This is a genomic window from Algorimicrobium algoritergicola, from assembly GCF_008086165.1.
Taxonomy (GTDB): domain Bacteria; phylum Bacteroidota; class Bacteroidia; order Flavobacteriales; family Flavobacteriaceae; genus Algorimicrobium; species Algorimicrobium algoritergicola.
Genome location: NZ_VSKL01000007.1, coordinates 39,399 through 63,385, shown reverse-complemented (window position 1 = coordinate 63,385; position 23,987 = coordinate 39,399). Strand labels below are relative to the sequence as shown.

The window sequence follows — 23,987 nt, the reverse complement described above, 5'->3', positions numbered from 1 at the left end:
GAGAAAAACTCACAACTATTAACTTGTAACTCTTAACTTTTATTTACCCCTTAATCCGTTTCTTTCTATTCGTTTCATAATCCTCAAAAATCATTTCGCCTAAACCTTTTAGGCCTGTGTAAAATGCTTTGCCTTGATTTGCTTTTGTAAATTCTTCAACAAACTGCATTAAATAGGGATCTTGAGCAATCATAAATGTTGTAATGGGAATATGTAATTTTCTGGCTTGTTGCGCCATAGCATAACATTTATTAGTAATGTGCGGATTTAAACCATTACTATCTTTATAATAAGTGCCATCTGGTAACTTTAAGCAACTCGGCTTGCCGTCTGTAATCATAAATATTTGCTTGTTCGTATTTCGTTTTCGTCTCAACAAATCCATAGCCAATTGTAATCCTGCAACTGTATTGGTATGATAAGGCCCCACATTTAAATACGGCAAATCTTTAATTTTTATTGGCCACGCATCGTTTCCAAAAACCAAAATATCAAGTGTATCTTTTGGATAGCGTGTGGTAATTAATTCTGCCAATGCCATGGCAACTTTTTTGGCTGGCGTAATCCGATCCTCACCATACAGAATCATACTATGGCTAATGTCTATCATTAAAATAGTACTCATTTGCGATTTATGTGTGGTTTCTTCAACCACTAAATCATCTTCGGTTAAATTAAAATTTCCTATCCCATTATTAATTTGGGCATTCCGAAGACTTTCCGTAATATTCACTTTATCCAAGCCATCACCAAACTGGTAATTTCTAAAATCCCCTGTATGCTCATCACCTATTCCAAGACCTTTACTTTTATGATTACCGCTTCCACTCTTTTTTAAATTTCCAAAAATTTGGGCTAACGCAGATTGTCTAATAGCACGTTCCGTTTTTGCAGTAATGGCTGTCCCTTTTTTACCATCCGGACGAATTTCCTCACGAATGTAGCCTTTCGCTTTTAGATCTTCAATAAAGTCTTCAATTGTGTAATCGGGAGTTGTTAACTTGTATTCGTCATCCAATTGTTTTAACCAATCTATTGCTTCATCAAAATCACCCGATGTATGGGTAATCAGCTCTTTGAAAACATCAAAAAGTTTTTCAAACGGGCTTTGTGAAGGCGACTCATATTGTTTAAATACGAAGCCTTTTCTGTGTTTATCTTCTTTTTTCATGCATCATAAAAATACGACAATTTTCACTCAAAAATTAAGGCCTTAACATCTATTTAAGTTTTCTTGCTTAACTTTAAGGCAAACTAAACTACCACTTATGAAAAAACGTTTTCTTATATTATTCCTATTTATATCAATTTCAGGGTTTTCGCAAGATTTCAACCTCGATTTAGTAAAAAACATGAAACCCAGAAATATTGGTCCTGGAGGTATGTCTGGTCGTGTAACGGCTATTGATGTTGTACATTCCAATCCAGACGTAATGTTTGTTGGTACTGCTTCAGGTGGTTTATGGAAATCGACTTCAGGTGGCATAAAGTGGGATCCTATTTTCGATCATGAGCTTACAGCATCTATTGGTGCAGTTGCTATTCAACAATCAAACCCGAGTGTTATTTGGGTTGGTACTGGTGAAGGGAATCCTAGAAACAGTTTAAATGGTGGTTACGGAATTTATAAATCTTTGGATGGTGGCAAAAACTGGCAAGCTATGGGCTTAGAGAAAACACGACATATTCATCGTGTGGTTATTGACCCAACAAATCCGAATGTGGTTTATGCTGCTGCCATCGGCTCACCTTGGGGAGAACATCCAGAACGTGGTGTTTATAAAACAACGGATGGTGGAAAAACATGGAAAAATATTCTCTTTGCCAATAATAAAACTGGTGCTGCCGATTTAATTATGGATCCAACCAATCCTAACAAATTAATTGCTGCCATGTGGGAACACAAACGCGATCCTTGGTTTTTTAATTCAGGAGGTGAAGGTTCGGGCATGCACATTACCTTTGATGGTGGTGATACATGGAAAAAAATAACCGAAGATGATGGTTTTCCTTCCGGGAATTTAGGAAGGATTGGTGTTGCCATTGCGCCAAGTAAACCAGATGTTATTTATGCTTTGGTTGAGGCCAAAAAAAATGCACTTTACAAAAGTGAAGATGGTGGCTTTACATGGCGCAAAATTAATGACAAAAATGATATTGGCGATAGACCATTCTATTATTCTGAAATATATGTGGATCCGCAGAATGAAAATCGCGTGTATTCGGTATTTACCTATGTAAATGTCAGTCAGGATGGTGGAAAAAGTTTTCAGAGACTTATGCCTGCTTATGGTGTAGATAATGGAATTCATCCTGATCATCACGCCTGGTGGGTGCACCCAGAAGATGGTAGTTTTATGATTGATGGTAACGACGGTGGTTTGAATATCACACATGATGGTGGTGACACTTGGCGTTTTATAGGAAATCTTCCAGTTGCTCAATTTTATCATATAAATGTCGATAATGATTTTCCGTATAACGTATATGGAGGTATGCAAGACAATGGTTCTTGGCGTGGACCTGCTTATGTTTGGCGTGCACAAGGTATCAGAAATAGTTATTGGCAAGAAATTAGTTTTGGTGATGGTTTTGATGTAGTGCCAGACAAAGACGATTCTCGTTACGGTTGGACTATGAGTCAAGAAGGTTCCGTAAGTCGGTATGATTGGGAAACTGGAAGTAATTACACGGTAAAACCCATCCATCCAGATCCGAATGTAAAATTACGTTTCAATTGGAATTCAGCAATTAACATAGATCCCTTTAATAATAGCACCATTTATTTTGGGAGTCAATTTGTCCATAAATCAACTGACAAAGGCGAAACTTGGACTATTATTTCAGACGATTTAACAACCAACGATCCTGAAAAACTCAAACAAAATGAAAGTGGTGGTTTAACCATGGATGCAACAGGTGCTGAAAATCATTGCACCATTTTGGTCATTGAGCCCTCACCTATTGAAAACAATATGCTTTGGGTAAGCACCGATGATGGACGCGTACATATTACCAGAAATGGTGGCGAAACCTGGTCTGACGTATCTAAAAACATCAAAGGGTTACCAGCTGGTAGCTGGATTCCACAGATTAAAGCATCGAATAAAAATAAAGGTGAAGCGTTACTGATTGCAAATGATTACAGACGTTTTAACTATGAGCCTTATGCCTATAGAACTACTAATTACGGAAAAACTTGGACGCGTATTGTTAATGCAGACGATGTAGAAAGCTACACACTGTCAATTATTGAAGATTTAGAAGAACCCAATTTACTATTTTTAGGAACAGATGATGGTTTATATATATCTATAGACGCTGGAAACAAATGGACAAAATGGACCGAAGGTTTCCCCACCGTTTCGGTTAAGGATTTAGTAATTCACCCAAGAGAACACGATTTAGTAATTGGTACTTTTGGTCGTGCAGCATGGGTTTTAGATGATATTAGACCGTTACGAGCCATGGCGAAAAACAAACAAATGCTCAACGCGAATTTAGAGTTGTTTAGTCCACCAATTGCCTATCAAGCCACTTACCAACAACCAACCGGAAGTCGTTTTGGAGCAGATGCTACGTATCATGGTGAAAATCGTAGTTATGGTGCTGAACTCTCCTATTTCGTAAAAGTAGATTCAACTAAAAGGAAAGAACAAAAAGAACAAAAACTAAAAGAATCATCTGAAGCAGAAGATCAGACAGAAGATACACTTGAAGACGAAGATTCTTCAGAAGTCGTAGAGAAATCTATTGCCACCAAGGACTCCATCACCTTACAGTTTTATGATGGCAATCGACTTATTAGAACTTTAAAACGTAAAACACCTAAAGAAACAGGAGTTCATAAATGGACATGGTATATGGATGAAGCTGGTGTTCCGCGTGCATCCCGATCCATTAGAAAACGAACAAGCGAATCTGGTGGTGTTTCGGTTAAGCCAGGAACATACCGTGTGGTCATGACTTATGGAACTGAAATGTCTGAAAAAAATATTGAAGTTAAATCAGATCCGCGATTAAATGTAACACAAGCTAATATAGAGGCCATTTATAATACAGCCAAACGTTTAGAAGTGCTACAAGAGAAAATGGCAAATGCTGTAAAACAGCTTGTTGAAAGCAAGAATACTGCCGATAAATATGCGTCAGATTTAAAGAAATTAGATAAAGAAAAATACAAGGATGCCATAAAAGAATCTAAAGACATTTCTGAACAGGCAGATGCGCTCATCAACCTATATTTAGGAAAACCAGATAAGCGTCAAGGCATTACGAATTCAGATGATATTCCCGTAAGTAGTAGATTAGGAACAGCAGGTTGGTATTCTAGGTCTCGTAAAAATGGTATAACAACTACTGAAGACACCTTGATAAAACACGCGGAAGATGCGCTTAACGAAGCTATTAATAAAACAAATGCTTTCTATAAAGAATCTTGGAAAACCTATCAATCTGAAATGGAAAAACTACAACTCAATCCTTTTAAACCCGTTAAAATGTTTTAAGAAAATCAATATAACAATGGTAAAAATGCTTTAATCTAAAACGATTGAAGCATTTTTTTTAATCCACACGTTTGAGTCCTTCAATATCTGTAATCGTTATGTGTTTACCAGATGTAGCAATCAATTTTTCCTTTTTAAACTGTGATAAAATTCGGATGGCAGATTCTGTTGCTGTACCTACAATACTAGCATAATCTTCACGTGATAATATAACATTTAATGCTCCAGACGAATCAACACCAAAAACACGTTGAATATAAATTAGTGTTTCCGCCATACGTTGCTTAACGGATTTTTGAGCCATATTAATTAGGTCGTCTTCCGCGCTTCGTAAATCTTTAGCTAAATTCTGTAATACATCAAATGAAAAATTTTGATTTTCGTGTAAAGGCGTAATAATTTGATCTTTCGGCACAAAACATAATTCAATATCATTTAAAGCCACAGCACTTAAATTGGTCCGCTCATCACTAATAATAGAGCGTTGCCCTAAAAGTTCACCTTTCCCAAGTAATTTAACGGTATGATCTTTACCATTTGCACTTAATTTGGTTAGTTTACAAACACCACTACGAACACAATAAACGCCATGAAGCGATTCGCCTTCATCAAAAATAATATCACCTTTTTTATAAAAACGTGTTGTTTTACAAGCTGATACCTTTCGCAATTCTTCGCTAGTTAAAGCATTTAAAGAATTCAATTGTTTTGCAATACAGGATTCACATTTACTCATATCAGCCTAAAATAAGTTAACATCAAAAATACACAATACATGACAAAAATCATATTAAATCAATGCTTATATTTTACCTTTGCAAAAGGTATAAATGGGCAAATTTTATGGAACAACACAAATGTTTCCACTGTGGTGATATATGCAATTCAGAACAAATTACTTACGACGAAAAATTATTTTGTTGTAATGGTTGTAAAACGGTTTATGAAATCTTTTCAGAAAACGATTTAACTTGTTATTACGACTTACAAGCATCACCAGGCTCTGCACCTAAAGAGATTCAGGGTAAATATGATTTTCTCTCAAAAGAAAACATTATTGAAAAACTCACGGAATTTAATGATGGACGTATTCAAATTGTCACCTTGTATATTCCGCATATACATTGTAGTTCGTGTATTTGGATATTAGAAAACCTAAACAAACTCAATAATAACATTACAGCTTCTCAAGTTAATTTTGGCAAAAAGAATGTTCGTATAACATATAATACCGAAAATTTTTCTTTAAAAGAGGTGGTTTTGCTTTTAAGTGCTATTGGGTACGAACCCTATATTTCCTTAAATGATTTCAAAACGGGTAAGGAAAATATTAATCGTTCGCTAATTTACAAGCTCGGTATTGCGGGGTTTTCTTTTGGAAACGTTATGTTTTTATCATTTCCAGAGTATTTTGAAGTGGGCGAATTTTGGCTAGAGCAATATAAACACGTTTTTAGATGGCTCATGTTTGCGTTTTCATTACCTGTTGTTTTTTATGCTGGGCGCGATTATTTTACATCAGCTTATAAAGGACTGCGCTCTGGACTTTTAAATATTGATGTTCCCATAGCACTAGGTCTGGCTGTATTATTCATAAGAAGTACTGTTGAAATTATATTAGATATCGGTTCTGGATTTTTTGACAGTTTAACGGGGTTAGTATTTTTCCTGTTGCTAGGCCGGTTTTTTCAACAAAAAACTTATTCATTTCTTTCTTTTGAAAGAGATTACAAATCCTATTTTCCTATTGCAATTACAAAAATTTTGGATGGTATAGAAACACCAATTCAAGTTTATGATATTGAGAAAGGAGATCGCCTTCTTATTAGAAATCAAGAATTAATTCCGGTTGATGGCATTTTAATAAATGGCAAAGCAAAAATTGATTATAGTTTTGTTACAGGAGAGTCTGATGCCATAACTAAAAATTCTGGCGATAAACTTTTCGCTGGAGGGAAACAAACCACTGGTGTTATTGAAATGGAAGCTTTAAAATCTGTGGAGCAAAGTTATTTAACACAGTTATGGAGTAATGATGTTTTTAATAAAAATAAACAAGACAGCTTTACAAACTTAACTAATACTATTAGTAAGCGTTTTACAATTGCAGTTTTAAGTATTGCATTTATAGCAACCACCTATTGGTTACTTGTAGATTCATCCAAAGCCATGAATGTCTTTACAGCTGTTTTAATTATTGCTTGTCCATGTGCTATTGCCCTTTCCGCGCCTTTTACGTTAGGAAATTTATTACGGATTTTTGGCAAGTTGAAATTCTACCTCAAAAACGCATCTGTTATTGAACAATTAGCAGCTATAAATACCATTATTTTCGATAAAACAGGAACTATTACTTCCAATAAGCAAAGTTCCGCCACCTATGATGGTGATGCATTATCCACGTCAGAGGAAATCCTTTTAAAGAATACCTTGCGAGGTTCAAACCACCCTTTGAGCCGTACACTTTATGATATTTTAGATGAGCATGATATCATAACATTAAACCATTTTGAAGAACATTTAGGTCAAGGTATTGAAAGTACTCATCAAAATGATACGATGAAAATTGGTTCCGCCAGTTTTGTTGGCTTCAAACAAGATAAATCCATACTGAATACCACAGTTCATATTAACAGTAACAACCAATACAAAGGAAAATACACCTTTTATAATAGTTATAGAAAAGGATTATCCAAATTGTTTAATAGCTTAAAACATGAGTATGATTTAGTTATCCTTTCGGGGGATAATGCCGGTGAATTGGAAAACTTAAAAAAATTATTACCAGCAAAAACTAAATTAATATTTAATCAAAAACCAGACGATAAATTGGATTATATTAAATATCATCAGTCTGAAGGCGCTAAAGTGCTCATGATTGGCGACGGGTTAAATGATGCTGGTGCATTGGCACAAAGCGAAGTTGGCATAGCTATTTCAGAGAATGTGAATGTCTTTTCGCCTGCTTGTGACGCCATTTTAGACGCATCCAAATTCAATCAATTATACCAATATATAAAAGCATCCAAACAAGCTATAAAAATTATTAAGTGGAGTTTTGCCCTCTCATTTGTATATAATATAATAGGGTTGTACTTTGCGGTTACTGGACAATTAGAGCCTGTTATTGCCGCTATTTTAATGCCATTAAGTTCTATAAGTATTGTGGTTTTTACTACGGTTGCAACCAATGTTATTGGTAGGAAATTAGAATGATTAAAAATAAACAAATATGATTTTTATCATATTTTTGAGTATATTAAGACAGTATTTTTGAACCATAACTTCTATCAGGTATGAGTGTTATATACATATTATTGAGTATCAGCATCGTAGTGGCCATTGGCTTTTTTATTGCTTTTGTTTTGGCAGTAAGAAGCGGTCAATTTGATGATGATTATACACCATCTGTCAGAATGCTATTTGAAGATGAACTCGTAAAAGAAAACCAAAAACAAACTATTAAAACCAAAAAGACTAATTAAAAATTATGGAAGTACAACAATTCTATTACGACAACAAGGTCGTTAAAAATTTCCTCTATGCCACCATGTTTTGGGGAGTTGTAGGTATGCTTGTAGGCTTACTTTTAGCATTTATGTTTTTATTTCCCAACTTAACCGATGGAATTTCGTGGTTAAGTTTTGGTAGATTAAGACCGTTACACACCAATGCAGTAATTTTCGCTTTTGTTGGTAATGCCATTTTTGCCGGTGTTTACTACTCAACACAACGACTTTTAAAAGCGAGAATGTATAGCGATGTTTTAAGTAAAATTAACTTTTGGGGTTGGCAACTTATTATTGTTGGTGCGGCCATAACATTACCATTAGGCTTTTCAACATCTAAAGAATATGCCGAGCTTGAATGGCCCTTTGATATTGCCATTGCTGTAGTTTGGGTTGTGTTTGGTGCCAATTTAATTGGAACTATGATTAAGCGTAGACAACGACATTTATATGTTGCTATTTGGTTTTATATAGCGACGTTTGTAACAGTTGCCGTACTTCATATTTTTAACAGTTTAGAAGTGCCTGTTAGTGCTTTTAAAAGTTATTCTGTATACGCAGGTGTTCAGGATGCATTGGTGCAATGGTGGTATGGACATAATGCTGTAGCATTTTTCTTGACAACACCATTTTTAGGTTTAATGTATTATTTTGTTCCTAAAGCGGCTAACAGACCTGTATATTCTTATCGTTTGTCCATTATTCACTTCTGGTCATTAATTTTTATATATATCTGGGCTGGACCCCACCACTTATTATACACAGCACTTCCAGAATGGGCACAAAATTTAGGTGTGGCGTTTTCTGTTATGTTATTAATGCCATCTTGGGGTGGTATGATTAACGGACTATTAACGCTCCGTGGTGCTTGGGATAAAGTACGTACAGATCCTGTTTTAAAATTTATGGTAGTGGCTATTACGGGTTACGGTATGGCAACTTTTGAAGGCCCCATGCTGTCTTTAAAAAATGTAAACGCCATTGGCCATTTTACCGACTGGATTATTGCGCACGTTCACGTAGGCGCATTAGCTTGGAACGGATTCTTGGCTTTCGGTATGATTTATTGGTTAATACCTCGCTTATTTAAAACAAAATTACACTCCATTGGTTTAGCTAATTTCCATTTCTGGATTGGTACTTTAGGTATCATTATGTATGCCTTACCATTATATGTTGCTGGATTTACACAAGCAAGTATGTGGAAGCAATTTAACCCAGATGGGACTTTAGTTTATGGTAACTTTTTAGAAACCGTTACTGAAATAATGCCTATGTATTGGATGCGTGCCATTGGAGGTACACTTTACCTAACAGGTATGTTAGTATTAGTCTATAACGTTATTATTACTGCTAAAAATGGTAGTAAAGTTACGGATGAATTAGCTGAAGCTCCGGCTTTGCAAAATGTTTCTAAAAGCCGTGTGGGTGGCGAAGGATGGCACTCTTGGTTAGAAAGAAAACCAGTTAGATTAACAATTTATGCAACCATTGCTATATTAATTGGTGGTATTGTCCAAATAGTACCTACCATTATGGTTAAATCCAATATACCTACAATTAGTAGCGTGAAACCATATACTCCTTTGGAATTAGAAGGTCGTGATATATACATCCGTGAAGGTTGTGTAGGTTGTCACTCTCAAATGGTAAGACCATTTAGAAGTGAAGTAGAACGCTATGGTGACTACTCCAAAGCTGGAGAGTTTGTTTATGACCACCCATTCCTATGGGGAAGTAAGCGTACAGGTCCAGATTTACATCGCATAGGTGGAAAATATTCAGACAATTGGCATTTTAATCACTTCTATGATCCGCAAAGCACCTCTTCCGGTTCTATTATGCCATCATACAAATGGTTTATTACCAATAAATTAGACAAGTCCATTACAGAAACTAAAATGGAAGCCATGGTTACTTTAGGTGTACCATATACAGAAGAGGACATTGCCAACGCACAACAAAACATGTTGGAGCAAGGAACAAAAATTGAACAGAATTTATATGCTGATCCTGATTTCGCAGCCACGTATGAGGCTGAAAAAGCTGCAGGTGGCGAAGATTTTGTTGAAATGCGTAATCGTGAAATTGTAGCCGTAATTGCATACATGCAACGATTAGGAACAGATATTAATGTAACTGATTTAGAAGAATAATCTAATAAAATAAACGATGTTAAAGTTTGTAAAAAATCACATGGACAGTATGGAGGGAATCGAGATTTACCCGATTATCTCTTTACTCATATTTTTCATCTTCTTTGTAGTATTATTTTGGTGGGTTGTAACCGCAAAAAAAGATTACATAGAAACTGTCAGCAATATACCATTAGATAACAACCAAAACCACGAAGAACTATGAGACAATCAATTCCAGCTTGGATAAGGATACCTATTATATTTTTCTTAATTGCTGGACTAGCAGAATTCTTTATAGAATCTGGTAGCCAACCAGCCTTTATTGAACAACCACTAGTTATGCTATTTTTAATATTTGTATTAATATTATTAATAGGGATTGAAGCTATTGTGAGCTCAATGGGTAATATTTTATACCAGAGTTTAGACGAAGCGGCAAAAGCACGATATAATGCTAAAAAAGAAAGTACATCTAAATTTGTTATATGGTTTAAAAAACTATACACCAAATCACTAGATTCCAAACCAATGGAAGAGGAACATGACATTATATTAGATCATAATTATGATGGCATTAGAGAGTTGGATAACAACTTACCGCCTTGGTGGATTTATAGTTTTTATGCTTCTATTGTATTTGCAGCGGTCTATTTAGTGAGATATCATGTTTTTGATGGTGAAAACCAGTACGATGAATTGAATTCTGAATATGCCCAAGCAGCTATTGATATTGAAGAATATAAACGAACCGCAAAAAATTTAGTCGATGCTAATACAGTAGAAGTCTTAACAGGTGCAGCCGATTTAAGCGCTGGACAAGCCCTATTTGAAGTTAACTGTGTGGCCTGCCACATGGCTGATGGTGGTGGTGGTATTGGACCAAACCTGACTGATGAACACTGGATTTTAGGCGGCGGTATTAAAAATGTATTTAAAACGGTTGCAGAAGGTGGTCGAGCCGGAAAAGGAATGATTGCATGGAAGCAGAGTTTATCTCCTCTTGAAATGGCACAAGTATCAAGTTATGTGTTAACATTTCAAGGTACAACAGCAGCTAACCCGAAAGAAGCTGAAGGTGATATTTGGAAAGACGATGCAGCAGAATAATACAATTAACAGAAATCATGGAACTAAAATAGTTTGGTGATTTCTGTTATCTATAAAAACAATAACCTAAAATAAACAACAGTGGAAAGCCCAGAAAACGAATCGTTTAGAGATACTATTGGCACATTAGATGATCAAGGAAAACGCGCCTGGGTTTATCCAAAAAAACCAAGTGGTCGCTATTACGAATGGCGTAAAATAGTCAGTTATGGTTTATTAGCCTTTCTATTTGCAGCACCATTTATAAAAATAAATGGGAATCAATTCCTTTTATTTAATGTATTGGAGCGTCGTTTTAATATTTTCGGACTTCCATTTTGGCCTCAAGATTTTTACTTGTTTGTTATTTGCATGCTTATAGGCGTGATTTTTATTGCTTTATTCACAGTTAGTTTTGGTCGTATTTTTTGTGGTTGGATCTGTCCGCAAACCATTTTTATGGAAATGGTTTTTAGACGTATTGAGTATTGGATTGATGGCGATAGAAATAAGCAGCGCAAACTAGATAATCAACCATGGAATTCCGAAAAAATAAAAAAACGCTTACTTAAGTGGTTTATATTTTTAATAATTTCATTTTTAATTGCGAATGTATTTTTAGCATATTTAATTGGAAGTGATAAACTCATTAGCCATATCAAAGATGGTCCAACGGAACATCTAGGAACACTATTTCCATTGATAATCTTTACAGCGGTTTTCTATTTTGTTTTTGCATGGTTCAGAGAGCAAGTTTGTATTATTGCTTGTCCTTACGGTCGACTTCAAGGTGTATTGTTAGATAATAAGTCCATAGTTGTAGCCTACGATCATAAACGTGGTGAAGCTGAAAATGGCAGGAAAAAATTTCGCAAAAATGAAGATCGGGAAGCATTGGGTCATGGTGATTGTATTGACTGTTTCCAGTGCGTTAACGTCTGCCCTACTGGAATAGACATTCGAAACGGAACACAATTGGAATGCGTTAACTGCACAGCTTGTATTGATGAATGCGATCATATTATGGAAAGCATCAATCTTCCAAAGGGTCTTATTCGCTATGCCAGCGAAGATGAAATCGAGAAGAAAGAGAAATTCAAAATGACACCTAGAATTAAAGGGTACATTGCGGTCTTAACAATTCTTGTTGGTCTTTTATCTGGTATGTTATTGCTTCGTAATGATGTAGAAGCAAATATTTTACGGTTACCAGGTCAACTTTATGAACATAAAGAAGGCACTATTATAAGTAATGTATTTACTTACAAATTAGTAAATAAAACGACCAAAGAAATTGAGAATATTCATTTTAAATTAAGAAAATTTGATGGTGTTATAAAAGTGGTATCTAATTCAGAAACCTTTAATGTGCCACCTCAAGATTTAGCGCAAGGAACATTATTTATTGAAATTGACCAAAAAGATTTGAGTGGTGACAAAAACAGATTAATGATTGAAGTTTATAGCAACGATGAACTTATTGAAACTGAAACCGTGAACTTTTTAGGTCCACGGAGTTATAATTAATAGTGTAGCTTGCAATTAATATTAAAACAACCGTTTTTACGGAATCTATTATGAAAATAAATTGGGGAACTGGTATGGTATTAGCACTGATAGGGTTTATAGCCTTTATCATGTTTTTTGTTATTAAAATGAGTGTTGACAGCAAATATCAGCACGATTTGGTTACTGAAGATTATTACCAGCAAGAGTTAAAGGTAGAAGGTAATATGGAGCGCGAACAAAAGGGTAATAATTTAGCCCAAAATGTGCGTGTTACTCAAAGTGAAGAAGGTATACTTATAACCTTCCCAGATTCATTAAACGTATCTGAAATATCAGGAAAAGTAATTTTATATAGACCATCGAATAAGAAATTTGATTTTGAAACACCTATTTCTTTATCAAATCAAAATATGCTTATACCTGAAGATAAATTATTAGATGGACGTTGGAACTTAATCATTGAATGGGATTATAATGGAAATGGATATCGCTTCAAGAAAGAAATAAGGTACTAGCATGTTATGGTCTGCACTTATATTGGGCTTGCTAGGAAGTTTTCACTGCGTTGGTATGTGTGGTCCTATAGCTTTTATGCTGCCTGTAGACCGCAGTAATTCAACGCGAAAAATTACGCAAATTGCTTTATATCATTTTGGACGCATTTTCGCTTATAGTCTAATTGGACTTGTATTTGGCCTTATTGGCAAAAGCTTATATATTTTTGGCCTTCAACAACAACTCTCTATTATCATAGGGGTTTTAATGATTGTTGTCATTCTAATTCCTTACAAAACATTCAATAAATACAACTTTTCGAAACCCCTTCATAAAGTCATTTCAAAAATTAAATCCGGTTTGGGTGCTGCCCTCAAAAAGAAAACTGCCGATACGTTTTTAACTATTGGTTTTCTTAACGGTTTTCTACCATGTGGTTTGGTTTATATGGCCGTTTTCGGGTCTTTAGCCAGCGCGAATGCCTTTCAAGGCGCACTTTATATGTCCTTATTTGGTATTGGAACTATTCCATTAATGACAACCGCTATTTATTTAGGAAAATTTTTAAACGCAACCATTAAGCAACGTATTCAAAAAGCCATTCCGATATTCGTTGTAATTATTGGTTTATTATTTATTCTTCGTGGTTTAGGATTAGGAATACCTTACCTCTCGCCTGCTCCAATTATTGAAAACGTTTCAAGTGAAATAGATTGTCATTAAAAAAGCTTCCAATAAACATTGAAAGCTTTTACTTCATTTTACTTTTAACTTGAATATTCCATTAAAACACATAAGACACATTTACATAGAAATTTCGTCCTTGACGAGGAATATTATTCCAGTCTGCATAAGTTGAATAGTTGGCGTCTAATATGTTTTCCACGCCATACTTGAAAATCATTTTATTATCCTTCACATATAGGATATTTCCTAAATTAAGGTTTAAAACGGCATAAGCTGATGTATTATCTTCGCCATAAAAACTACTATAACGACTTTGATTACCATTTCCTTCCAACTGCAAGGCTACATTAAACTTTGTAAGATTATAAGCTATTTCCGCTACATATGAGAAAGGTTTGATAAGTGGTAAATTCTCACCATTACTTCCTGATCCATAATTGTAGCCTACGGTTGCATTTGCCGATAGTTTATTGGTGAAATCATAACTAGCATTTACAAAAACGTCAAAGATAGACGCATGAGATAACGCATTATAAACACGTACACCATCTGCACCAATAGTCATAGCACTTAAGCTTGGATCTATTTCGCCAATAATGTAATCCATAATGTAGAAATAAGATGCCTCCACACCTACTTGAAAGCGTTTTTTATTATAGTTTGCTTTGGCATTAACTTCCACAGCCTTTTCATTATTTAATGTCGGATTTCCTATATAATCATAGTTGTCAAAACTGTTAAACAGGAAAAAACCATAACCTTCACTAACGGAAGGTGCGCGTTCACCATAGCCAAGACCAAAACTAGCATCATACTTTTTAGTTTTTAGTTTATAATCGGCAGATACACTCATTAAGAAACGATTTTTACTATCCGTTAAATCTGGATAGAAAATTTGTAAACTCTCCAATCCCACTTGCTCTGCAATGGTATTATTATGAAAACCAAATCTAGCGGAAGCCGTCAATGTTTCTTTATTACTTAATGTAATAGCATCTTTGGCAAAAATCCCTGAATATAACGTTCTAATATCCGGCCACGTAAACATAAACATAGCTGGTTGATTGGAGTCATTTGGATACATGGTCATTTCGGCAACAGAACGATTATAAAACCCGTTTAAATTAAATAATAGATCGTGCTTATTTTCTTTTAAACCTAACTTACTATAAAACCCATAGGTATCACTCCAGCCTGGCATATCCATTCTGATGGGTACATCTGGCCGTTTTGAATCGTCCATAATATGGGTAATTGTATTATAATACAGTTTAGATTCCCAGGATTTCACAAATGTAGAATCGTTTTTATACGTGTGTGTTAAAGAGGTAATTAAAGCTTCAGCTAAAGACACATCCATAGGTAATGCTGGATATCCAACATCTGTTGCTTTATCGTAAATAAGATTAGCATCTACTGAATGGTTTTCATTCAATTTATAACCACTTTGAAGCGAGACATTGTATTTTTCAAATTGCGAATACAAAACCTCTTGATTGTTTCCAGCATCATAATTATCAGATTTTCGGTAAATACCATCTGCATTAATATAAAATTTATTACCTGAATACTCTAAATCTAATCCTGCTGTTCGGTAATTTCCGTTGGTTTCGTAACCTAAATCAGCACTGCCTTTAAAACCAAAATCGTAATATTTAGATTGCGGTAATTGTAGGTCGATGCCACCACCAATAGCATGACCATTTTCAGTTCCTTCTTGCCCAGATCCTATGTTTACCTTTTCTAAATTAGAAACATCCACATATGATGTTATCGGATCCATTTTATCCGTACATGCTCCAAAAATTTGCATCCCATCAATAGTAACGTTCAAACGTTCGCTAGTCATGTTGTTCATGGTAGGTTCCCAAGCATAATTACCACGTTTAATCATGGTAATTTTATTCGATTTCTCTAAATAGTCATCAACACTTGAAAGGGTTTTTTCTTGTCGGTAATTACTTAATTTACGCTGGCCAATCAAAATAACTTCTTGGAGTTGCGTGGTATCTTTTTCTACGGTAGTTTCTGTTTCTTGTGCATACATAAAGGCACTAAACAAGAAACCTATGCCGTATATGATATACTTTTTCATAGCTATATAGTGTTTTGGAAAATCTATAGATAGCTTACCCAAAAGCAAACTATCTATAGGTTTTAATTAAGATTTGAATTAAAATTCAAGCTCCAAATAAAGACTACTTTGAATGTTGTCCTCCGTTACATTTTCACCTTTAAGAATTTCACCTTGACCATTCAAAAGCTTTAGGTTTAACACCCAATACCCTGTCATAGTTAACGCTAAATTGGCATGATACAGATTATCAGCAGAATTGTAAGTTAAGTTCGTGTTGTTTGGTGAACTATGGTTACCCATTCCAGGCATTCTTGGGTCTAATGATAAACTGAAATCTTGAACCACTGGGAAAGACATCATATTTTCCATTTCATAAACACCCAACACCAACTCATTATTTCCAATAATAGGATTTGTTGGTGCAACCCTGGCCACTACATAGCGCTTATCATCACTACCTATAAAACTGGATACGTTCTGATTATCATTTTGCATAACTGTGATGTCTGTTGCAGCTGAATAATCTACGTCATCAATCGTGTAGTTTACCGTTAATGACCAACCTGTTCCATCTTCAAGAGCCATTTGATAAATGATATTTCCTTTATAAACCGTGTTTTTACCAGGCGCTTTAGTCGGGTTGGCATTCGGGCAAGAATGTTGCATAGTAGGCATCTGCATTATAGGCATCCAGCTAATAGATGCATTTTCAACATAGTCATTTGCAGCATTATCTTTAATGCGAACGCTAATGGCATTGTATCCTGTATAAAAACGACCTGAAGCATTAAATAATTCAATAGTATGTGTGTTATTTGTAAGTTCTTGAACTTTATTGAGCCCTTCCACTTCATTTACAATTGGCGCCTCATAATTCGTGTCATCTTCAGAACAAGCTGTTGTGAATAAAGCGATAAATAGTACAGGTAATATATATTTTAGTTTCATTTTATGTTATTTTTTGAGTTATAATTAGCACAGCAATTACCAATACAGATAGTGTAAATAGCTGTCCATGGATAAAAAAATATGCTGAAATTTGATTATAAAAACTGTGCCTACACCATAATACATGGGTAGAAACAGAAAAACAAATTGTTTTTTAACGCTAAAAAATTAACTAAAATCTGGAGGAGGTGTTTCCACGGACAACGACTGATTGTCGAGCCTTGGCGTGTATGAATAAATAGGATTAACTGCACGCTTTACAGTTTCCAATTGATCTGAAATCGTATTGATTTCTGAAACAAAGAAGACATCTAAGGTCTGACGTTTTACCGTATTTTGGATTGGCGATTTACCATCCGTTCCAGTTTCATTTTTTGCTAGTTCAGTTTTCAGTTGACACTTTCCGTTACAACCTTGTTGATCCTCTTTTTGAATACACAGAGTTTTTGCAATGAAGTCTTGATTTAAAACAAAATCAGTAACAATAACCAACGAATTAATGTTATGTGCTAACAAAATTAGGACAAGTACATGCGCGGTTATTATATGTGAAACTCTTTTAATCATAGGACAAATTTAAGAATTCATCAGTGGTTTAAACATGATAAAAATCACATTTAACTATAAATTAAAATGCTTAAAATAAGCCTGAATCAATTCTTCTAAATTACTTAATGACGCTTTAGCCATAATCAAATTATTACTTTCTCGTAACGCGCTAATTTCATCTAACATAGGTACTAAAACTACATGTAACTGATCATGTGGCTCACCTGTCATGGTGCAATTTTTAATTACGTAACTGGTTTGTTTAGAAAGTTTATCACCTAATTCTTTATAGTTTTCAGAATTTTCAGAATTGAATTGATTAATGATAGCCTCCATGTTTTTGACACCTTCATGTGTTTCAGCATTTACAAGCCATTTATCACCTTTATTAAAGGTTAACTGTAACGTATCTGCACTAGATATTTTTTGAACAGTTTCAACATTATTCGTTGTTTTAGCTTCGTTTTTGCAGCTTGTAAAAAGTACGGAAGAAACAATTAGAATAAAAAGAATAGATTTCATATTAAAAGTCTTTTTTCTTTGATTTTTGTACGATACGCAAAACTGGCACAAGCACCCAAACTACAAGCATTGTAAAGGATAAAATCAATCCGAAGTTAGTTCCAAAAAATTGTTTAAAAACGGCTCCAGTATAACCAAGTAAAGCAGAAATATCAAGTTTTAATAAAATGAGTGTTCTCGATAAATCCACAGGGTTTAAAACGGTTCCGATTAATGATAATTTATCTAGTGGATAATCTTCAAAAAACAATAATGACATCAAGAACAAGCCATCATAAATAACTGCTAAAAACAGCCACATTAGAATAGCATATCCAAAACCTTTTATTTTATTTTCGTTGGATAAGGCTATGTTGAATGCCAAAGCCGTAAAAATGAGTGTTAAAAACACACCTGTTATTAGTAACAAACTAAAATCCCAAATGGCATTGGACATAAATAAACCGTAAAATACAAACGGGATTCCGAGTCCTAAAATTAAACTCATAGACAAGGAAATAGCCACGCCCAAATATTGCCCTAAAAATATGGATGAGCGTTTTAAAGGTTGTGCTAAAAGGAGTTCTGTAAACTCTTTGGAGTTATAATAATACATGACACCAAAAATAGTTCCAATAAGTGGTACTAAAATAATGATGACATTCATAAGTGTAATGACAGCTTTTGAGAGGTCGTTATTTAAAAATAACAAAACAACACCTAATAATAAATAAAAAGCAAAATACACGTAACTCCAACGGCTACGCATAAGGTCGAAAAAACTATATTTTAATATTTTAAACATGATTTGTAGTTAAAATGGATGCAATTGCGTGTTCTAAATCTGGTTGATTGGTTTGTGCTTTAAGCGCTGGAATAGTGCCTTTAAAATAGATTTTTCCTTCTAAAAGGAAAACAATTTCATCAGAAATTTCTTCCACAAAACTCATAATATGCGATGTAATTAACACCGTTTTACCTTTGGCTTTCTCTGCTTTAATTAGCTCTTTTAATCGAATAAGCGCAATAGGGTCTAGACCAGTTGTTGGCTCATCTAAAATAACCAAAGGACTATCAAACATAAAGGTCAATAAGATGTTTACTTTTTGCTTGGTTCCGCCAGAAAGCTGACCAAGTTTTTTATCAATAAAAGGTTCTAATTTAAACATTTCGATTAAAGCAGCTTCGTTAGTTGAATTACCTCGTAAGTCTTTAATCATTTTAATAAGTTCCTTTACCTTCAGGTTACTAGGGAAATTAGCAATTTGAGGCAAATAGTCTATTTGTTTTCTGTAATTGGAATCTTTTTTAATAGATTTTCCGCGAATAGAAATTGTTCCTTTATCCGGAATTACCATGCCTAAAATAGATTTTATAAGTGTGGTTTTCCCAGAACCATTAGGTCCTAATACGGCAAAAATACCACCTTCATTAATTTCTAAATCCAGACCAATTAATACGTTATTCTTGCCAAATTTTTTATGTAAATTTTCAACACTTACCATGTTATTTTTTTAATTTTAGGGTTATTATCCAGTAAGTTATCTGGTGTAAATACAGGTGATACTTTTTCAGAGAAATCAATAATATCAATAAATAAACTACGTAGTAAAATGATAGTCTCTGGTGTTCGATTTACAATATATGAAAAGAGTTTCACAGGTCTGTATGGTACATCACCTACACCATCTTTATCCAAATCATAACCTGTATAATTACTCCAATAGTTACCATCAAATTCGTTATCATGCACTTTACTGTTATAGGCCATGTCAAAGGAATTATATAAAAAATTATTTCCCTTAAACGTGTTTGAATAGCAGGCACCAAGGACTTTTATAGCCCAGCCATTACTTATAAAGTTGTTGTTTTCATATCGGATTCGGTTGGAACCTTCTGTATTAATGCCAATAGTATTTTGTTCAAACGTGTTGTACATAATTTCGGCATCATTTATTTCTTTAAGCAGTAATCCATAAGACGCAGTTCCCCAATTTTCTCTAAAAATATTATTATACATTTTTATGTCTTTAGAAAACATTACGGCAACGCCAGCGCCATTTTTTTCAAAGAGATTATCCTCATAAGTATCTCTATTGGAAAACATAAAATGTAAACCATATCGTACGTTATGAGAACTCACGTTATTTTTTATAATGCAATCATCTGAAAATTCTAAATAAATACCATCTCGGACTCGCTGTATAAAATTATGCTCAATTTCAATATTTTTACTATACCAAAGTTGAATGCCATTTCCAGAATTATACTCCTCTACCGCATCGCCTATTATTTTGTTATGAAATATTTTTCCATTTTTAGATTTTTCAACATAAATACCAAAAAACAACTTTTCTAAAACAAGATTTTTTACAACAAAATTTTCAACACGTTTCAAGCGAATAGCTGCATAATCTGAAGTATAACTTGTTCCTACGTTCTTGATAAACAAACCGTCAACCGTTACGTTATCTGAAGTAATGGTAATAATTTCACCTTTCATTTCCCCATCAATAATGGGATAATCTTTACCAATAATGGTTAGTGGTTTATCAACGAGTACGTTAATTTCTTTATAGATTCCTTTTTCAACAAAAATAGTGTCATTTGCTTTTGCTGCATCAATACCACCTTGTAGTGTTTTGATATCACAAGTTTTACACACCGTAAGCGTTTGAGAAAAGAGTGTGTTACCAAGCAAAAACATGAGGGTAGCAACTAGTAAATGGTGCTTTTTTAATGGCATCACAAAATGTTTTTAGTGTTTAAATATATTCGTAATTAATATTACAAGTGTTGCAATAAAGCATCCCATGTATAGATCTCACCACCTTGTTCTGCCTGAACAGTTTCCGCCTCTTGCTTGGTTTTAAATGCCGTTAAGAAGGCACCCATAGGACTTGGAACGTTTTTACTAATTAAAAACGTGGCATTCGTAGCATCAATAAGTGTTTCAGGTTGATTAAAGTGGTTGGTTAAATACAGTTTAATTTCTGCTGTATCAAAATCATCCATAAAATTTACCATGCACTCGGTAGCGTCAAACTTGTACACTTTACCTTTATGCGTGACCACCTCGGCTGCATGCACTTTATCTACAATAGTCATTTTACAGAAATGACAAGCATCTTGACCGTAATTTATAGGTTCTGGCTTTACCGTACACGACGTAAAAGTAACGCCAAGAAGAAGTATTAAAATTAAATGTTTCATGAGTGTTTAGTGTTTAATGTTTTTTTTGCAAATTGTTTATTGTGTCGTTTGCTTTAAAGTCATTTTTCTTCCTAACCAGAAAGCAACGAGTGTAAAAGACATACCAATAAACATTAAATATCCACCAATATGAGGCCAAGAATCTACATCAAAATTTAATAATTTTTGATATCCAATTAATGGTGGTTTGTAGGACATTGGTGTACCATCAGGATTTGTAACCTTAATAATGGCATGTGGATCTAGGTTGCTACCATAATCAATTAACCAATTATTAAAATCATACATTCCTAATACGCCTAAGATAGACATTAGTAGAAACCAACCTAAAAAATATTTATAGCTAACTTTTTCAAAAAAACCAAGAAATCCAATGACAACGCCAAGAATTACCATACCTAATATAACTTTTGGGAATACGGAAAACTCCCACATTTCTTCAGGCTTCGGAATTGTTTTCATCCCTATATAATGGTTTAAACCATCAATATTTTGAAGGTCAAATTCCGTTATACCTTTAATACCATCAATATAAATATCCATCCCTAAAGGTTCTGGATATTGTGGTGCTCCAAGCATAATGTTCCAAAGAGGAAATTTAAAAAGTCCTAATAATAATAACGATCCGATAATCATTAAAATGCCAGCCTTTTTCATAAATTTTAATATTTAAAAATTAACCATTTAGTTAATAGTGATTTAAAAAGAAAGGCGAGAGAGATACATCTACTCTCGCCTTATTAGGAAAATAAACACTAAAACAAAATTCTCCTATTCTTTAATTTATTCGCCTAATGACCAAGACAACTCTATATCAGAATCGGCTGGAGACACACGAATATAGCCTTGCATCTCTTGGTGTAATGCTGAACAGAAATCTGTACAATAGAAAGGCCAAACCCCTACTTGTTTCGCATCCCAAGTCAATGTTCTTGTTTGCCCTGGCATAATTAATAATTCGGCATTATTAGCACCAATCATAGCAAAACCATGTGGCACATCAAAATCTTGCTCCAAGTTAGTAATATGGAAAAATACTTTATCCCCGACTTTAACACCTTCAATATTATCTGGTGAAAAGTGACTACGGATAGTTGTCATATAAATATGCACGTTTTTACCATCGCGAACTACTTTAGTATCGGCATCACTTAATGCTTTTCTAGGGTGCTTATTGTCAGCCAACTTAAAGAACTTAACAGATTTATCTTTAATTATTTCAGCTGGAATAGCTGCTGCATAATGCGGCTCACCATGCGTAGGGAAATCTAATAATAATTCCATTTTATCTCCAGATATATCATACAACTGTGCTGAATGTTCCATTTCTGGACCTACTGGTAAATATCGATCTTTAGTAATTTTGTTCATTGCAAACATATACTTACCAAAAGGTTTTCTAGAGTTTCCACCTGGAATTGTTAAGTGACCAACAGAGTAATAAGTTGGTTTTCTGTCTAACACTTCCCAAGTTCCTAATTTCCATTTTACAACTTCTGATGAGATAAAGAACGTTGTATATGCATTCCCTTGTCCATCAAATTCTGTATGTAATGGCCCTAAACCCGGTTGCTCAACTGATCCAGCTAAAACATCTTCAAAATTTAAAATTGGAATACCATAAGCTTCTCCATCAAATTTTTCTTTCTCAATAGCATCAAGCATTTTAGTAAATGAATGCACTGTTAAGTTAGCAGATAGTTTGCCATTACCCACAATATATTCTCCAGAAGGATCTACATCACAACCGTGAGGTGACTTAGGTGTTGGTAAAAAATATACGGCACCTGGAACCTCTGCTGGGTTTACTACTCGTACCTCTTTTTTCATAGTTGATGTTGCCATATGAGTTTCATCGCTATGTATGTTATGTGCATAATTAGCAGGCATCATGGTTCCACCACCATTATTTACATATTCTTCAATCTTTTTCCAATTAATAGCGGCAATGAAATCCTTATCATTTTGAGATGCATTAACCTCTAATAAACTATTTGCTTCTTCTGTATTATAGGTTGTGAAGAAGAACCAACCATGAGATTTTCCACGTCCAGGGTGTGATAAATCGTAGTTAAAACCTGGCATTAAAATTTGAAATTTTATATCCATGTGGCCACTTTCAGGGTCAACACTAATAAAAGATAAAGCGCCTTTAAAGTTTCCTTTGTAGTCCTTTATAGCCATATCGCGTTGTGGTACTGGAACTGAAAAACGAGTTCCCGCTACTACATACTCCGTGTTTTCTGTAATAAAAGATGAACTGTGGTTACCTGCACTGTTTGGAACTTCAATGATTTCTTCAGTTTCAAACGTTTTTAAACTAATACGTGCAATACGTGGTGTGTTATTACCATTGATGAAAATCCAACGACCATCTAATTCACCATTTGTTTGTGAAATATCTGGGTGATGCGAATCATCCCAAGGAATAAAACCATAAGAGGTTTCTAACATCGGTTTTGTTTCTTCTGAATATCCATAACCATTGGTTGGAAACTGTGAAAAAACTGGAATTTCCTTGAACATACGTCCTGAAGGCAGTCCGTAAACGGTTAAGTTTCCGCTATAACCACCTGACATAAATGCATAATGGGAATCGTGCTCACCGGGTGCGACATAGACTTTTTCAGCTGCACTAGACCCTAATGCACCTTTGTTTGATGTTTGCGTTGAATTATTACAACTTGTAAAAGCAAGTGCCACAACCATCAATCCTATTGATAATTTAAATGTGTTTTTCATTATTTATTTAGTTTTAAGTGTTTTA

The 23,987-nt window shown here is 34.4% G+C and carries 21 protein-coding genes; 9 read left to right on the top strand and 12 right to left on the bottom strand.

The annotated features are described in order from the left end of the window. Positions 1 to 43 precede the first annotated feature (43 nt). Complete coding sequence (locus ES675_RS14810; protein ID WP_066252189.1) at positions 44 to 1,171, bottom strand: vWA domain-containing protein; 1,128 nt, start codon at positions 1,169 to 1,171, stop codon at positions 44 to 46. 97 nt (positions 1,172 to 1,268) lie between these two features. Here ES675_RS14810 and ES675_RS14805 point away from each other — a divergent pair, with 97 nt between their 5' ends. Next, the gene (locus ES675_RS14805; RefSeq protein ID WP_066252186.1) at positions 1,269 to 4,508 is read left to right on the top strand and encodes a VPS10 domain-containing protein; all 3,240 of its coding nucleotides are present in this window, start codon (positions 1,269 to 1,271) and stop codon (positions 4,506 to 4,508) included. Between the two features lie 58 nt (positions 4,509 to 4,566). Here the strand turns inward: ES675_RS14805 and ES675_RS14800 are convergent, their stop codons facing one another. Next, on the bottom strand, positions 4,567 to 5,244 hold the full coding sequence (locus tag ES675_RS14800; RefSeq protein ID WP_066252183.1) for a Crp/Fnr family transcriptional regulator: 678 nt from the start codon (positions 5,242 to 5,244) through the stop codon (positions 4,567 to 4,569). 107 nt (positions 5,245 to 5,351) lie between these two features. On the opposite strand from ES675_RS14800, the gene ES675_RS14795 reads away from it, so the two are divergent. From ES675_RS14795 to ES675_RS14760, 8 genes are all read left to right on the top strand, one after another. Further along, the gene (locus ES675_RS14795; RefSeq protein ID WP_066252180.1) at positions 5,352 to 7,724 is read left to right on the top strand and encodes a heavy metal translocating P-type ATPase; all 2,373 of its coding nucleotides are present in this window, start codon (positions 5,352 to 5,354) and stop codon (positions 7,722 to 7,724) included. An 80-nt stretch (positions 7,725 to 7,804) separates the two neighbouring features. Further along, positions 7,805 to 7,993: a cbb3-type cytochrome oxidase assembly protein CcoS gene (ccoS, locus tag ES675_RS14790; protein ID WP_066252177.1), complete on the top strand. Its 189-nt coding sequence runs from the start codon at positions 7,805 to 7,807 to the stop codon at positions 7,991 to 7,993. A 5-nt stretch (positions 7,994 to 7,998) separates the two neighbouring features. Continuing rightward, positions 7,999 to 10,173, top strand: coding sequence for a cytochrome-c oxidase, cbb3-type subunit I (gene ccoN, locus ES675_RS14785; protein WP_066252174.1), 2,175 nt, complete (start codon positions 7,999 to 8,001; stop codon positions 10,171 to 10,173). Positions 10,174 to 10,189: 16 nt separating this feature from the next. Continuing rightward, positions 10,190 to 10,378, top strand: coding sequence for a cytochrome C oxidase subunit IV (locus ES675_RS16660; protein ID WP_066252170.1), 189 nt, complete (start codon positions 10,190 to 10,192; stop codon positions 10,376 to 10,378). Continuing rightward, positions 10,375 to 11,262 (top strand): cbb3-type cytochrome c oxidase N-terminal domain-containing protein, encoded by an 888-nt coding sequence (locus ES675_RS14775; protein ID WP_066252167.1) that lies wholly within the window; start codon positions 10,375 to 10,377, stop codon positions 11,260 to 11,262. The genes ES675_RS16660 and ES675_RS14775 overlap by 4 nt, the downstream gene beginning before the upstream one ends. Positions 11,263 to 11,343: 81 nt before the next feature. Then, complete coding sequence (gene ccoG, locus ES675_RS14770; RefSeq protein WP_066252163.1) at positions 11,344 to 12,768, top strand: cytochrome c oxidase accessory protein CcoG; 1,425 nt, start codon at positions 11,344 to 11,346, stop codon at positions 12,766 to 12,768. A gap of 50 nt (positions 12,769 to 12,818) precedes the next feature. Then, positions 12,819 to 13,265 carry a FixH family protein gene (locus tag ES675_RS14765; RefSeq protein ID WP_066252160.1) on the top strand — a complete coding sequence of 149 codons (447 nt, stop codon included), beginning with the start codon at positions 12,819 to 12,821 and terminating at the stop codon, positions 13,263 to 13,265. A 1-nt stretch (position 13,266) separates the two neighbouring features. Further along, a complete protein-coding gene (locus ES675_RS14760; RefSeq protein WP_066252156.1) occupies positions 13,267 to 13,968 on the top strand; it encodes a sulfite exporter TauE/SafE family protein in 702 nt (233 codons plus the stop codon). Positions 13,969 to 14,029: 61 nt separating this feature from the next. Here ES675_RS14760 and ES675_RS14755 read toward each other — a convergent pair whose 3' ends face one another. The 10 genes from ES675_RS14755 to nosZ form a co-directional block, all read right to left on the bottom strand. Further along, on the bottom strand, positions 14,030 to 16,027 hold the full coding sequence (locus ES675_RS14755) for a TonB-copper family protein (RefSeq protein ID WP_066252238.1): 1,998 nt from the start codon (positions 16,025 to 16,027) through the stop codon (positions 14,030 to 14,032). Between the two features lie 78 nt (positions 16,028 to 16,105). After that, the gene (locus tag ES675_RS14750; RefSeq protein WP_066252153.1) at positions 16,106 to 16,957 is read right to left on the bottom strand and encodes a hypothetical protein; all 852 of its coding nucleotides are present in this window, start codon (positions 16,955 to 16,957) and stop codon (positions 16,106 to 16,108) included. Positions 16,958 to 17,125: 168 nt separating this feature from the next. After that, positions 17,126 to 17,524 (bottom strand): hypothetical protein, encoded by a 399-nt coding sequence (locus tag ES675_RS14745; protein WP_066252150.1) that lies wholly within the window; start codon positions 17,522 to 17,524, stop codon positions 17,126 to 17,128. A gap of 54 nt (positions 17,525 to 17,578) precedes the next feature. Then, entirely contained in the window at positions 17,579 to 18,028 is a 450-nt protein-coding gene (locus tag ES675_RS14740; protein WP_066252146.1) for a hypothetical protein, read from the bottom strand. Between the two features lies 1 nt (position 18,029). Next, positions 18,030 to 18,812, bottom strand: coding sequence for an ABC transporter permease (locus tag ES675_RS14735; RefSeq protein WP_066252143.1), 783 nt, complete (start codon positions 18,810 to 18,812; stop codon positions 18,030 to 18,032). Continuing rightward, positions 18,805 to 19,512: an ABC transporter ATP-binding protein gene (locus ES675_RS14730; RefSeq protein WP_066252140.1), complete on the bottom strand. Its 708-nt coding sequence runs from the start codon at positions 19,510 to 19,512 to the stop codon at positions 18,805 to 18,807. The genes ES675_RS14735 and ES675_RS14730 overlap by 8 nt, the downstream gene beginning before the upstream one ends. After that, the gene (locus ES675_RS14725) at positions 19,506 to 20,753 is read right to left on the bottom strand and encodes a nitrous oxide reductase family maturation protein NosD (RefSeq protein ID WP_066252137.1); all 1,248 of its coding nucleotides are present in this window, start codon (positions 20,751 to 20,753) and stop codon (positions 19,506 to 19,508) included. Before ES675_RS14725 ends, ES675_RS14730 begins: the two co-directional genes overlap by 7 nt. 41 nt (positions 20,754 to 20,794) lie before the next feature. Beyond that, on the bottom strand, positions 20,795 to 21,220 hold the full coding sequence (locus ES675_RS14720) for a nitrous oxide reductase accessory protein NosL (protein ID WP_066252134.1): 426 nt from the start codon (positions 21,218 to 21,220) through the stop codon (positions 20,795 to 20,797). A gap of 36 nt (positions 21,221 to 21,256) precedes the next feature. After that, a complete protein-coding gene (locus ES675_RS14715) occupies positions 21,257 to 21,877 on the bottom strand; it encodes a hypothetical protein (protein ID WP_066252132.1) in 621 nt (206 codons plus the stop codon). 126 nt (positions 21,878 to 22,003) lie between these two features. Continuing rightward, positions 22,004 to 23,962: a Sec-dependent nitrous-oxide reductase gene (gene nosZ / locus ES675_RS14710; RefSeq protein ID WP_066252128.1), complete on the bottom strand. Its 1,959-nt coding sequence runs from the start codon at positions 23,960 to 23,962 to the stop codon at positions 22,004 to 22,006. Between the last annotated feature and the right edge of the window lie 25 nt (positions 23,963 to 23,987).